Source organism: Streptomyces sp. NPDC047974, from assembly GCF_040653375.1.
Lineage (GTDB): Bacteria > Actinomycetota > Actinomycetes > Streptomycetales > Streptomycetaceae > Streptomyces.
The window spans coordinates 498,231-510,964 of the sequence record NZ_JBEZNU010000002.1 but is presented as its reverse complement, the minus strand read 5'-3'; the positions used below and the strand labels follow the sequence as shown (position 1 = coordinate 510,964).

Genomic DNA, 12,734 nt, shown 5'->3' with positions numbered 1-12,734 from the left:
TCTCACCACGGAGCGATCCCATGCACCACGGTCCGATGCGGTCGAACAGCACACACCGGAGACTGCATGCCGTTGCCCGTCTTCTGGCCGCTGTCGGTCTTACAGCAGACGCCTACCTCCACGCGCGTCTCGCCGAAAGCTACGACGCCGTCAGCGCCACCCTCAGCCAGGGCACCCTCTTCAGGATCGAAGCCGCCACCGCCGCACTCGCGGCGCTGCTGTTCCTTGTCTGGCGCCACCCCCTGGCCGACGCCTTCGCCTGGACCGTCGCCGCCGGCGGACTTGCGGCCCTCCTGCTCTATCGCTACGTCGACGTCGGCGAACTCGGCCCCCTGCCCAGCATGTACGAACCGGCCTGGTTCACCGAGAAGAATCTCGTCGTCATCGCCCAAGTGCTCACACTTCTCGCCACCTCAGTGCTCCTTCTCACCCGTCGTCGCCGACGGGGCCACGCCTGACGTCCGGCATACCCGCGTGGCGGGCCCAGAGAATCAGCGGAACCTGGAGGGGAAGCCGCGCGTAGGCGACGGCTTTTGCGGTCGTCGAGCGGTGACGCCAGTCGTAGGCCATCTTGACGTTCGCCGGGAACACTCCGGCGAAGAAGAGGGCGGTCGCGTGGGCGCTCGCCCTTCGGGTCGCCGGCAGCGCGAGACCGGCTGCCAGAGCCAGCTCGACCACGCCGCTGGCCGTGGTCCAGGCTCGGGGGCCACCCGGCAGAGAGCCCGGCACGATGGCGTCGAACTGCCGGGGCGCGGCAAAGTGAGCGAGGCCCGCCGAGGCCATCAGACCGGCGAGCAGAAGCGCGGAACGAGCAGGGGACATGGGGTTCCTTCGGTCAAAAGGGCGCCGGGGCAGGCGTCCGGGAAACGTTCAGTGGCTGCGGCGCAGGCGGATCGGGTGACGTTCACCGGCGGACGGGGTGAACATGGCGGCGTCCAGCGGTCCTGCCCCCCACATTGTCTCCGGGGCGGAGGTACAGGGCGGGGAATCCAGACCGAGGGCTTCGGCTGTGCTGCGGGCGGCGAGGCTGTGCCAGAGACCCGAGCGGCTGATCATGGCGTGGCGGCCGGCGGGCATGCGGATGCCTCGGACGCGGGCCCCGGCCACTTCGGCGCGATGGAGGTAGGCCCACGTGTCGGTGGCCGAGGTGATCCGGTCAGCCGGATCATGGAGGGCGATCACGGTGCGGTGCGCCAGGTGGGTGGCCGGCTCACCGGGAGGGCACCAGGGAGCGAGTGCCACGACGCCACGGACGTGCGGATCGTCGGCGGCGCGCAGCGCGGCCCGGGCGCCCATCGAGTGCCCGAGCAGCACCACGGGCAGAGGCCCGACCAGGTCGGCGAGTTCGGCCAGGGCCCGACGCGTGTCGTGGACGGGGTCGGCGCGCTCTCCGTTCCAGCCGCGCATCCGGTAGCGGACGTACCCGATGAGGACGTCGGCGTGGCGGGGGTCTTCGCCGAGTACCCGGGCGAAAGCTCTCATCCGCAGGTCGGGCAGGTTGAGGGCAGACGGGGGCGCGAGGGAGTCGGCACGTCCGCCGTGCAGCAGCAGTACCGCGCCGGCCGCGGGCGGAAACCGGGGCTCGGGCACGTGCAGCGCAGGGAAGGCGCTGCTCCGCTCGGCTTCGCTCATGTCGTCCTCTCCGGTGTGCCGCGAGCGTTTTTACGGGGTGGCAGGGGGAGGAAGCCGCTGGTGCGCGCGGTGTACGCGGCGTAACCGGGGCGGTGGGCCATGTGCTTCTCCAGGAGGCGCTTGCCGCTGCCGATGGTGAGGAGCAGGGTCATCAGGACCGGGGAGACGAGGACGGCGAGGGCCGGCTGCCAGGCGGTGCAGGCGAGGAGGTACAGGCCCCACCAGACGAGGCTGTCGCCGAAGTAGTTGGGGTGCCGGGTCCAGGCCCACAGGCCCTCGTCCATGATTCGTCCCCGGTTGGCCGGGTTCGCCTTGAAGCGGGCCAGCTGGCGGTCGCCGACGGCCTCGAAGACGAGCCCGGTCGCCCACAGCGCGAGCCCGCAGTACGACAGGGCGTCCAGGGGCGCGGAGCTGTAGGAGGCGGCCTGGACGGGGAGGGAGATCAGCCAGACGAGGGCCGCCTGGCCGAGGTAGACGGTGCGCAGCGCGTAGAGGGTCCGGTTCCCGGGGGCCTTGTCGAGGAGGGCGGTGTAGCGGGGGTCCTCGCCGTGGCCGCGGGAGCGGTGGGCGATGTGGGCGGCCAGCCGCAGCCCCCACAGGACGGTCGTCGCGGCGACGAGCAGGCGTCGGCCGTCGTCGCCGTCACCGTCGGAGAGCAGCCAGGTGACGGCGGCGACGGCGGCGAAGGCGAGTCCCCAGGCGATGTCGACGATCCGGTGCAGCCTGCGGCGTACGGCGACGGCGAAGGTGGCGAGGAGCACCGCCGCCGCCGTGCCCGCGCAGACGGCGAGGTTGACGCCGAGGGCGCCCCAAGCGGTACCGCTCACGCGGGCCCCGCCTCGGCGTACCAGCCGGCGGGGGTCGCCGGCATGCCGGACGTCCCCTCGCGGGTGGGGCGGACGGCGAGGATCTGGTCGACTCCCATGCGGCGTTCGGTGAAGGCGAGCGACGCTCCGGCGAGGTACAGGCGCCAGGCGCGGGCGGTGGTCGTTCCGACGAGGGCCTCGATGTCGCTCCAGCGCTGTTCGAGGGTGGCGCGCCAGGCGTCGATGGTGGTCGTGTAGTGCTCGCGGAGCGATTCGACGGAGCGGACCTCCAGACCGGCGGTCTCCAGCACGTCCACGGTCCGGCCCACGGGGCGCATGTGCATGTCGGGGGCGATGTACGTCTCGATGAACGCCCCGCCGCCGGGCGCGTGGGCGCCGCGGGACATCTGCTGGATCAAGAGCCGGCCCTCGGGGCGCAGCGCGTCGTGCAGCTTGGCGGCGAAGGCGGGGTACTCGGCGTCGCCGACGTGTTCGCCCATCTCGACGGCCGCGGCCGCGTCGTAGCCGCCGCCGTCGATGTCCCGCCAGTGCCGCAGCTGGACGTCCACGAGATCGGCCACCCCCTCGCGTGCGGCCCGCGCGGTGACGAACTCGTGCTGGGCGCGGGACAGGGTGACCGCGGTGACGCGGACCTTGTGCGCGCGCGCCGCGTGGACGGTGAGGGAGCCCCAGCCGCAGCCGACGTCGAGCAGCCGGTCCCCGGGGCCCAGGCCGAGTTTGCGGCAGATCAGTTCGAGCTTGTCGCGCTGGGCGTCGGCCAGGGTGTAGGCGGGATCGTCGGGCCGGGTCCAGTAGGCGCAGGAGTACGCCATGGTCTCGTCGAGGAGGAGGGAGTAGAAGTCGTTGGAGAGGTCGTAGTGGTGGCTGATGCCCGCGCGGTCGCGCGAGACGCTGTGCAGGCCGCCGGTCAGGCGGGCCCGCCCGTCGGGGCGCTTCGGGGGCGGTCCGACGGCACCGAGGCGTACGGCGAGGGCGGTGGCCGCGGCCATGCCCGCCGGCCCGGGGCGTGCCGCGGGCCGGTCGCGGACGCTGCGGCCGGCTCGGGAGAGGGCGTCGGCGAGGTCGCCCTCGACCTCCAGGTCGCCGGTGACGTACGCCTCGGCCAGGCCGAGCTCGCCCGGCTGCCACACCAGGCGGCGCAGCGCGCCGGGCGAGCGGAGGACCACCAGGGGGGCGTCGGCGGGGCCCGTCAGGCTGCCGTCCCAGGCCCGGACGCGCACGGGGAGCGGCCCCGGGAGGAAGTGGCCGAGGAGGTCGGCGAGTCGGTCGGCGGCGGGCTTCATCGGGGGGTTCCTTCGGTGAGGAGGAGCTGGCGGACGTCGAGGTAGCGGGAGCGGAATCCGGCTTCCGAGTAGGCGAGGTAGAACTCCCACATGCGCTGGAAGACCGGGTCGAAGCCGAGGCCGGTGACGGCAGCGCGGTGGGCGACGAACTGTTCCCGCCACAGGCGCAGGGTCTCGGCGTAGTGCTCGCCGAAGCCGTCGTCGGCGGCCGTGTGCAGGCCGGCGGCGGCGGAGTGCGCGGCGATGGCCTCGCGGGAGGGGATCAGACCGCCGGGGAAGACGTACTTGCTGATGAAGGTGTGGGTGGCGGCGGTGTGGAGCATCTGCTGGTGGCCCATGGTGATGGCCTGCAGGGCGATCCTGCCGCCGGGGGCGAGCGCGTGGCGCAGGGCCGTGAAGTAGGCGGGCCAGTACTCGGCGCCAACCGCTTCGATCATCTCGACGCTGACGACGGCGTCGTACCGCCCTTCCGCGTCGCGGTAGTCGCGCAGCTGGACCTCGACCCGGTCGGCGAGACCGGCGGCCGCGATCCGCTCGCGGGCCAGGGCTGCCTGCTCGGCGGAAAGGGTCAGGGTGGTGACGCGGGCGCCGCGGGCGGCGGCCCGCAGGGCGAGCTCGCCCCAGCCGGTGCCGATCTCCAGCAGTCGGGTGCCCGCGCCCACGCCGGCGAGGTCCAGGAGCCGGTCGATCTTGCGGTGCTGGGCGGCGGCGAGGGACTCGAAGCGGGCGGGAAAGACGCCGAAGATCGCGGAGGAGTAGGTGAGGGTGGGGTCGAGGAACGTGGCGAACAGGTCGTTGGACAGGTCGTAGTGGCGCTGGATGTTGGCACGGGCCCCCTCACGGGTGTTCCGGTCCCAGGCGGGGCGGGCGGACACCCATAGGCCACGCAGCCGGCGCAGCGGCGCGGGGACCAGCTCGTCGACGTGACCGGCGAGCGCGGTGAGGACGCCGGCCAGATCGTTGCTGTCCCATTCGCCTGCCATGTAGGACTCGCCGAAGCCGATCAGCCCGTCACGCCCGATGCGCTGGTAAAAGGCATCGGAGTCGTGGAGCGTCAGGTGCGGGCCTACCGCCGAAGGACGCGTACCGGCCGGAGGACCGGTCAGGGACAACTTGTCCAGGGCCCGGCTCACCAGGTACCGGGCGACGGCGGTCCGGGCGGGGCCGGCCGAGGGGATCCGGACCACGTCCGGCCAGTGGTCGGCTTCGACGTCCGCACGGCTGAGGGGCGCGGCGGTCGCGGGGCCGCCCGGCGGCGTCTGTTCGGGGACGTCGAGGGTGCGGCCGGCGAGCCGGGAGCGGCTTTCGGAGGTGAGGGCGGGGCGGGTCACGACAGCGTGCCTTTCTGCGGGGCGGAACGGGGGCGCGGGTGCACGGGGAGTCCGCGCAGCAGCAGGTGAACGCCGTGTCGGCGGATGCCGGCCGAGACCGCGGCGGTGGACCAGGGTCTGCGGGCGGCGGCGGACAGCAGGGCGGGCACGGTGGCGGGCCTGCGGCGGCCGCGGACGACCGCGGTGAAGGCCCTGCCGTCGTCGTTCTCCAGGTGGATGGTCAGGGCCAGGCGCTCCCCGGGCAGCGGCAGACGCATCCGGTAGCGGCCGTCGACCGCGAAGAACGGCGAGACGTAGAAGGTTTTGTCCACCACGGCCTCGTCCGTCCGCAGCAGGTAGCAGTGGCGCTGCCCGTAGGTGTTGTGGACCTCCGCGACCACGCACACCAGGGCGCCGGCGGGATCGTGGCACCAGTACACGCTGAGCGGGTTGAAGACGTACCCGAAGACGCGGGCGTGCGCCAGCATCACCACGCGCCCGCCGCCCAGGTTGATGTTGTGTGCGGAGAGGAAGGCGTCGAGCCCGGCGCGGAGGGAGCCGGCGGTGCCGGCGAAGTGGTCGCGGGCGTCGAAACGGGCGAGCGGACGCAGTGGCCGGGGCAGCACCGGCAGGTGGTCGAGGTCCACGCACCACAGGTAGGTGCGGTGCCGCAGCCTGTGGTGCAGGGGCGTGCGGCGGACGTGCGTGATCACGCACTCGTACAGCGCCGGCGCCTCGACCGACGTGAACGCGGCGGTCGTCCCGGTCCTGGTCACCAGCTCACCCCCAAGGAGCGGGCCGCCTCCACGCCGGAGCGGCAGCCGTCCTCGTGGAACCCCCAGCCGTGCCAGGCCCCCGCGTACGCGGTCACACCGGTGTGGAGGCGGGGGAGCTCCTTCTGCGCCGCGACCGACGTGGGCGTGTAGACGGGGTGCTCGTAGACCATCCGCTCCACGACCCGATCCGGGGCGATGCCGGTGTCACCGCCCAGCGTGACGACGTAGCCGGAGCCTGCGGGCAGGCGCTGGAGGCGCTCCATGTCGTAGCTGACGTGTACGGGTGCGGTGGAGGGCTCGCAGCCGGTCATGCGGTAGTTCCAGCTGGCGCGCGCCTTCGGAGAGCGGGGCAGGAAGGAGGTGTCGGTGTGCAGCACGGTGGGGTTGCGCGAGTACGTGAAGGCGCCCAGGAGCCGCTTCTCGTCGGGGGTGGGGTCCGCGAGCATGCGCAGCGCCTGGTCGGGGTGCGTGGCGATGACCACGGCGTCGTACGCGTCGGTGGCGCCGTCGCCGGTGGTGACGAGGGCGCCCCGGCCCGTGCGCCGGACGGCGTCGACCGGGCTGGAAGTGCGGATGCGCTGGACGCGTTTGGCGACGGCGGTGACGTAGGCGTTCGAGCCACCGGCGACGGTCTTCCACTGCGGGGAACCGGTGATTGACAGCAGACCGTGATGGTGCAGGAAAGCGAACAGGTAGGAGGCCGGGTACGACAGCGCGGTGCGGGCCGGGCAGGACCACACCGAGGCGACGAGCGGCAGGGCGAAGTGACTGACGAAGTAGGGGGAGAACCCGCCCTCGCGCAGGAAGTCCCCGAAGGTGACACCCGCATGAGTCCCCCGCGCCAGCAGCCGCCGGGCACCCCGGTGGAAGACCGGCACCTCCGCCAGGAGCCGAAGGTACCGCGACCGCAGAGCCGCACGGGAAGCGAACAGACCTGCCGCGCCCCGGGCACCCGCGTACTCCAGCCCGCACCCGTCACACCGCACCGACATGCTCATCTCGGCGTCCTGCGTGCCGATCTCCAGCTCCCGGAACAACCTCAGCAGGGTGGGGTAGGTGCGCTCGTTGTGGACGATGAACCCCGAGTCCACGGCGAGTGCCCGACCGCCGGGGCCGGGCAGCTCGCGGGTGTGGGCGTGGCCGCCGAGCCGCCCGTCCGCCTCGTACAGGGTGACCTCGTACGAGGACGCCAGGACGTAGGCAGCCGTCAGGCCCGCCACACCGGCGCCTACGACCGCAGCCTTGCGCTGTTCGACCACCATCACTCCCGCCACTCGACACGCCGCCCGACTGCTGCGTTTCACCCGTACTTCGCGGCAGTCGGGCGATCGGATTGGCGTGATGTGTGACCGCGAGGTGGAAGGTCCGGTCGAAGAGGTGTGCCGGTTCAGCCGGTGAGACCGGCGAGATGCGTGCTCAGCGTGACGACGGGCGGGTAGCTGGCGCCTATGGCGGTGACGTGCTTCCAGTGCAGGCGGCCGTGGCCGTTGACGATGAACACCGACCGGCGCAGGCCGATCAGGGGTGCGCTGATCCCGAAGGACTTCGCCACCCCACGCTCCTCGTCGGACAGCAGGGGCATGCTCAGCCTGCGGTTGCGGGCGAACTTCTCATGACTGTCGAGCCCTTGCGGGCTGATGCCCCACACGGTGGCACCGGCGGACTGGAGTTGGTCCAGGCCGTCGGAGTAGGAGCAGAGCTGTGCGGTGCATACCGGTGTGTCGTCGCCGGGGTAGAAGACGAGAACGAGCGGCTTGCCGCGCTGCTCGCACAGGGTGTAGTCGCGGCGATGGAAGGTTTCGCCGTCCAGATGTCCGCCGGGCAGGCAGAAGTCGCCGACGATGTCCCCGATCTCCGGGATGCTTGCCATGAAGTACCTCGATCGCTGATCGATGCGGAGCGCCCGGTCAGGCGGGCAGGGCCATCAGCAGCAGCGGGTCGGTGGTGGGCTGAGGGGATCCTCCGTCGGGTTCAAGGGTGAGGCCGACGGCGCCCGCGTCGGCCGGGTTCCCGGCGAGGATCACCGTGCCGTCGTGGTCGATCAGACCGGCCGGGAGCATCGTGCCGTCGTGGTCGAGCCACAGCTGGTAGGTCTTCCCGGCGCCGGGCGCCGGCAGGTTGGCGGCGGTGAAGACGGCCTGGTTCCGCTGCTCGGAGGAGACGACAGTGGTCAGGGCCCCGTTGGCGGCCTTGCCGTGCACGGTTTGGGCGTCCGGGGCCGCCAGGACGGCACTGACCTCGTCGAGCTGCTGCTGGGCCTGGCGGGCCTGCTGCTCCAGCTCCTGTCCGTTCTGCATCTGCCAGACCGCGACGCCGCCCAGTGCGACGGCGGCCACGCTGGCGGCCAACGCCAGGGATACGGCACGGCGGCGCAGGATCCCGCCGAGGACGGGTGCCGCACCGGCGGCGGGGACGCGTGGGGGCAGCTGGCGTACGCCGTCGACGGCGGCCATGACCTGTGCTTTGGCTCCGGGAGGCGGCGGCTGGGCAACCGCGGCGGCCAGGCGCGCCGTGGTCGCCTGGAACTCGGCGGCTTCCTGGCGGCATGCCTCGCACGTTTGGAGGTGGGTGTCGAAGTCCTTGCGTTCGGCGTCGTCGAGTGCGCCGAGGGCGTAGGCGGCGGCGAGGGTGTGGGCGTCGGTGGTGTGGTGGTTCATGTGGTCACCCCCATGCAGTCGCGGAGCCGGATGAGCCCGTCGCGCATGCGTGTCTTGATGGTGGGAAGAGACGTGCGCAGGGCTTCGGCGACTTCACGGTAGGTCAACCCCTGGTAGTAGGCCAGGGTCACGGCCTGCCGTTGGAGTTCGGTCAGGCCGCGCAGGCAGCGGCGTACCTGCTCGGACTCCAGGCGGGTCTCGACCTGTTCGGCGACCTCGTCGTAGGCGGTGGTGTGTTCGCGGGCGGCCTGGGCGTGCTCGCGGTCGGTGGCTGCCTGGGCGGAGCGGACCCGGTCCACGGCCCGGCGGTGGGCGATGGTCGCTGCCCACGTCTGCACGCTGCCGGCGTCAGGCCGGTAGCGGGCCGCCTGACGCCACAGGTCGATCATGACCTCCTGGGCGACCTCCTCCGACTGCGCCCGGTCGCGCACCACTTTGAGCACGATGCCGAACACCAAGGGTGCGAGGGCGTCGTAGAGGGCGGAGAACGCCTGCTTGTCACCATGGGCCACCTTGCCCATGGTCTCGGTGAGGTCGCTGGGGGCGGCGCGGCCGTTGCGGCCGGTGCCGAAGGGAAGCGGCTGGTTCACCTGCACCGCTCCGGTCGTGGTGAGAAGGCGCAGGGGCGGCCTGGGCCGGCCGTCGGGGGGCGGGGCGTCCATCGCATGCCGGTCCTTGTGTCGTCGCTCGATCGTGCCGGGCCGCCCGGCGGCGGCCCGGTCGCGAAACCTGTGGGTGCTTCGTTGATTCTTCGTAGCGGACCGGCGGGTGGATGGGTGGTGCTTCGTCACCCGCGCCATCGTCGAGTAACTCGTTCGAGGGAAGGCGGGCGCAGGGGCCAAGCCGGAGGGCGGACGGCGGCGAAGACGGTGCGTGAGGTGAGCGGAGCGACGTTCTCTCGCTCTCCTCACCGGCCGCGCGGGTTGCTCGGCCGAGGCACCTTCATGGGAGGTAGTTCACATGGTTCGTATGCGGAATGGTCTGGCGGTGGCCCTGGCGGCCGGTGCGGTGGTCATCGGTGGCGCGTCGATGGCATCGGCCGATGCCGGTGCCCAGGGCGTGGCCGCCCACTCGCCGGGAGTGGGCTCGGGCAACCTCGTGCAGGTTCCCGTTCACATCCCGGTCAACGCGTGCGGCAACACCGTCAGCGTGATCGGTCTGCTGAACCCGACCTTCGGCAACACCTGCGTCAACGCCTGATCGAGCACCGCGAGAAGACTCCGGTCCGCCGCCGGCAAGACGGGGTGGCGCGGACCGGTGATCCGCCCGGAAGGCAGTGTGCTCCGAGCGGGTCGGCCGCGGGCGGCTGTCGGCACAGCCGCCCGCGGTACCACGGCCTTTGCGACCGGGCTACCAGGTCAGGACCGCGATGACCTGCTTGCCCCGGCCGAAGCGGCTGACGAAGAGGCCCGCCCCCAGCGAACGAACGATCCTCAGCCCCCGGCCTCCCGTCTCCTTGCACCGCCCTTCTCGACGGCTCCCGGCCAGGTCCGCCGTCCCGTCGCTGACGGCGATGCCCGCCTGGCCTCGTTCCAGGCTCAAGGTGAGCGCGTAGGGTCCGGCGGCGTGGAGCACCGCGTTGCCGACCAACTCCGAGACGATCAGTACGAGATCATCGGCGACCTCGCGAGGGCAGGCGTCCGCCTCCTGTTCCAGGAGTCGTGCCACGGCTTGGCGGGCCTGGCGGGCCGCGCGTTCGTCCGAGAGGAGCGGCAGATGCAGCGTGACCGGACATCCGCAGGGAACGGTGGCGGTGTCCATGATGATTCCTCGCAGTGAGCGGTCTTCGTCACCGAAAACGGGTGAAGGGGAACGTCGTGGGGTTGTGATGGTCCCGTGGACTCCGCGCCTGGTTGCCCATCGTCACAGTCCAAGGGTCCGGGAACCCAGTGGCTGACGCTGAGGCCGGCCATTCAGTGCTGCTTTCAGTAACGATTCGTGACGACTGCCGCGATGGATTGCCGGAATCCGGGAAAAGTCCCGAGCCGCCGTCCAGGTGATCTCCAGCGCTCCCTGCCATCCCTGCCCCGCTGCCGTGCCGAAGCGGATGAGGACAGCAATCAGGTGCCGTGCTCCGCTGCCGCCGGCGCCCGCAGCACGCCCCGGCAGCAGTACAGAGGGATGACTTCGTGCTGAGGCTCAACCGTGCAAGGCCGTACATCGTGTTGCTGCTGTGGCTGATCCTGGCGGTCGCCGCCGGCCCTTACACCGTCCGTCTCGGCGAGGTCGCGCAGGCCGGCGGGGACGTCACGCTGCGGGAGACTACGGAGTCGGCCCAGGTGGAGCGCCTGCTGAACCCCGCGGGGGCGCAGGCCGCGCTGCCACTGGCCGTGATCTGGACTTCCCGCCCGGAGGGCGAACAGATCACGGCGCGCCAGCAGCAGGCGGCGCGTCAGATCGTCATCCGCCTGACCGGAACCGCCGGAGCTCCGGTGCTCTCCCAAGACGGCCGCGCCATGACCGCGGTGATCGCCGCCGAACCCGACGGCGCGGCCGCCCGCCTGGCCGCCGTCGCGAAGGCGGCGGCCTCGGTCGGCGGCACGAGCGTGCACCTGGCAGGACCCGCGGCCGCTCAAACCGACCTCGACGCAGCCTTCTCGCAGACCGACGGCACCCTCCTGGCCGTCGCCCTCGGCGGAGTCCTGCTGATCCTGCTGTTGGTCTACCGCAGCGTGATCATGCCCCTGCTGGTGATCGTGAGTTCTCTCCTGGCCCTCACGGTGGCCTGCGCCGTCTTGTACGCACTGGCCCGGACGGACTGGCTGTCCATCGACGGCCAGACCCAGGGCATCGTGTTCGTCCTGGTAGTCGGTGCCAGCACCGACTACGCTCTCCTCCTGGCCGCCCGCGCCCGCGAGGAACTCACCGAACAGCCGGACACCCGCCGGGCGATGACCGCAGCGTGCCGCGCCACCGCGCCGCCCGTACTCGCCAGCGCCGCGACCATTGCCTGCGCCATGATGACGCTCGTCCTCAGCGACCTGCCCTCCGAGCGGGCCCTGGGCCCGGCGGTGGCGATCGCCATGGCGTGCTGCACCGCCGTGTCGCTGACCTTCCTGCCAGCCGTACTGGCACTGTGCGGGCGGCGCGTGCTGCGGCCACGAGCGGGAACACCGGGAGACTGGTGGGCACGGCCGGCCCGGGCGCTCGAGCACCGGCCGCGCCGGGCCTGGGCCGGCTGCCTCGCCCTCCTCGCCGCCGGAGCGGCTATGGCGCCGCTGCTCGCCCCGACTGGCGTCCCCCTCCACCAGGCCCTACCGGCCCAGGCCCCCTCGGTTGCCGGGCACACCGTCCTCGTACGCCACTTCCCCGCCGGCACCGCCAGCCCCCTGATCGTCCTCGCCCCTGCCGCCCGGTCGGCCGAGGTCCGCGACCGGATCGCCTCGACACCGGGCGTAGCGGCAACAGCCGTCATGCCGGCCGAGACCGGTGGGAGGGCGCAGATCCTGGCGACGCTGTCGGACAGCCCGGACAGCGCCTGCGCCCGGGACACGGTGGCCCGGCTGCGCGGCTCGCTGGCCGGGACCGGGGCGCTGGTCGGCGGACAGAGCGCCCAGCTCGCCGATCTGCACACGGCGTCGGTGCGTGGCCATCGGCTGATCATGCCTCTGGTGCTGGCCGTGGTGCTGGCCGTCCTGATCGTCCTGCTGCGCTGCCTGCTGTTGCCGCTGCTGCTGGTCGCCGCCGCCTGGGTCAGCCTGTTCACCGCGTTCGGGGCCTCCGCGCTCCTCTTCCAGCTGGTGTTCGGCAGCAGCGTGACGGAGCCCGCCGTGGTGTTGTTCTCCTTCGTCTTCCTCGTCGCGCTGGGGGTCGACTACAACATCTTCCTCGTCCACCGGATCCGCGCCGAAGCGATTAGGCACGGCACCGCGGTGGGGGTCCGCCGGGGGCTGGTGACCACCAGTGGCGCTATCAGCGCCGCCGGACTCATCCTGGCCGCCACCTTCGCCGCACTGACCGTAATGCCTCTGCTCTACCTCGCCCAGATCGGCTGCATCGTCGCCCTCGGCGTCCTCATCGACACCCTCCTCGTGCGCCTCTTCCTCGTCCCCGCCCTCATCCTTGACCTCGGCCCCCGCACTTGGTGGCCCACCCGCCTCCCGGGCGACCGGCGCCCGCCCGCCACAGCCTCCGCTCCGCGCACCCGTACCCCTGGCCGCGCCGCCGCCTCCACACCCACGCTGTAAGGCAACACCGGCAAGGGACTTCACTCTTTCGAGGGTTGGACCAATCCGCCGGGCGGAGGATG

At 72.1% G+C, this 12,734-nt stretch carries 14 protein-coding genes; 3 read left to right on the top strand and 11 right to left on the bottom strand.

Translation table 11 applies throughout. From position 1 onward, the window contains the following. Positions 1–20 precede the first annotated feature (20 nt). Positions 21–458, top strand: a complete 438-nt coding sequence (locus tag AB0E19_RS05345; RefSeq protein WP_362173563.1) for a hypothetical protein — start codon at positions 21–23, stop codon at positions 456–458. On the opposite strand, the gene AB0E19_RS05340 is transcribed toward AB0E19_RS05345, so the two are convergent. From AB0E19_RS05340 to sigK, 10 genes are all read right to left on the bottom strand, one after another. Continuing rightward, complete coding sequence (locus tag AB0E19_RS05340) at positions 427–822, bottom strand: hypothetical protein (protein WP_190044984.1); 396 nt, start codon at positions 820–822, stop codon at positions 427–429. The two genes, AB0E19_RS05345 and AB0E19_RS05340, sit on opposite strands and share 32 nt — an antisense overlap. Before the next feature lie 48 nt (positions 823–870). Further along, positions 871–1,632: an alpha/beta fold hydrolase gene (locus AB0E19_RS05335; RefSeq protein WP_362173560.1), complete on the bottom strand. Its 762-nt coding sequence runs from the start codon at positions 1,630–1,632 to the stop codon at positions 871–873. Then, entirely contained in the window at positions 1,629–2,459 is an 831-nt protein-coding gene (locus AB0E19_RS05330) for a DUF1295 domain-containing protein (protein ID WP_362173557.1), read from the bottom strand. The genes AB0E19_RS05335 and AB0E19_RS05330 overlap by 4 nt, the downstream gene beginning before the upstream one ends. Further along, positions 2,456–3,742 (bottom strand): cyclopropane-fatty-acyl-phospholipid synthase family protein, encoded by a 1,287-nt coding sequence (locus AB0E19_RS05325; protein WP_362173554.1) that lies wholly within the window; start codon positions 3,740–3,742, stop codon positions 2,456–2,458. Before AB0E19_RS05325 ends, AB0E19_RS05330 begins: the two co-directional genes overlap by 4 nt. After that, complete coding sequence (locus AB0E19_RS05320; RefSeq protein WP_362173551.1) at positions 3,739–5,073, bottom strand: cyclopropane-fatty-acyl-phospholipid synthase family protein; 1,335 nt, start codon at positions 5,071–5,073, stop codon at positions 3,739–3,741. Before AB0E19_RS05320 ends, AB0E19_RS05325 begins: the two co-directional genes overlap by 4 nt. Beyond that, positions 5,070–5,828, bottom strand: a complete 759-nt coding sequence (locus AB0E19_RS05315) for a DUF1365 domain-containing protein (protein ID WP_362173548.1) — start codon at positions 5,826–5,828, stop codon at positions 5,070–5,072. The genes AB0E19_RS05320 and AB0E19_RS05315 overlap by 4 nt, the downstream gene beginning before the upstream one ends. Continuing rightward, positions 5,825–7,090, bottom strand: coding sequence for an FAD-dependent oxidoreductase (locus AB0E19_RS05310; RefSeq protein WP_362173545.1), 1,266 nt, complete (start codon positions 7,088–7,090; stop codon positions 5,825–5,827). The genes AB0E19_RS05315 and AB0E19_RS05310 overlap by 4 nt, the downstream gene beginning before the upstream one ends. 125 nt (positions 7,091–7,215) lie before the next feature. Beyond that, positions 7,216–7,698 carry a peroxiredoxin gene (locus AB0E19_RS05305; RefSeq protein ID WP_362173541.1) on the bottom strand — a complete coding sequence of 161 codons (483 nt, stop codon included), beginning with the start codon at positions 7,696–7,698 and terminating at the stop codon, positions 7,216–7,218. A 37-nt stretch (positions 7,699–7,735) separates the two neighbouring features. Then, entirely contained in the window at positions 7,736–8,485 is a 750-nt protein-coding gene (locus tag AB0E19_RS05300; RefSeq protein ID WP_362173538.1) for an anti-sigma factor, read from the bottom strand. Then, positions 8,482–9,006, bottom strand: coding sequence for an ECF RNA polymerase sigma factor SigK (gene sigK, locus AB0E19_RS05295; protein ID WP_362173809.1), 525 nt, complete (start codon positions 9,004–9,006; stop codon positions 8,482–8,484). Before sigK ends, AB0E19_RS05300 begins: the two co-directional genes overlap by 4 nt. 439 nt (positions 9,007–9,445) lie before the next feature. On the opposite strand from sigK, the gene AB0E19_RS05290 reads away from it, so the two are divergent. Further along, a complete protein-coding gene (locus AB0E19_RS05290; RefSeq protein WP_351852149.1) occupies positions 9,446–9,685 on the top strand; it encodes a chaplin in 240 nt (79 codons plus the stop codon). 150 nt (positions 9,686–9,835) lie between these two features. Here the strand turns inward: AB0E19_RS05290 and AB0E19_RS05285 are convergent, their stop codons facing one another. Further along, a complete protein-coding gene (locus AB0E19_RS05285; RefSeq protein WP_362173534.1) occupies positions 9,836–10,246 on the bottom strand; it encodes an ATP-binding protein in 411 nt (136 codons plus the stop codon). A 401-nt stretch (positions 10,247–10,647) separates the two neighbouring features. Here AB0E19_RS05285 and AB0E19_RS05280 point away from each other — a divergent pair, with 401 nt between their 5' ends. After that, positions 10,648–12,672, top strand: coding sequence for an MMPL family transporter (locus AB0E19_RS05280; protein WP_362173531.1), 2,025 nt, complete (start codon positions 10,648–10,650; stop codon positions 12,670–12,672). Positions 12,673–12,734: the final 62 nt, after the last annotated feature.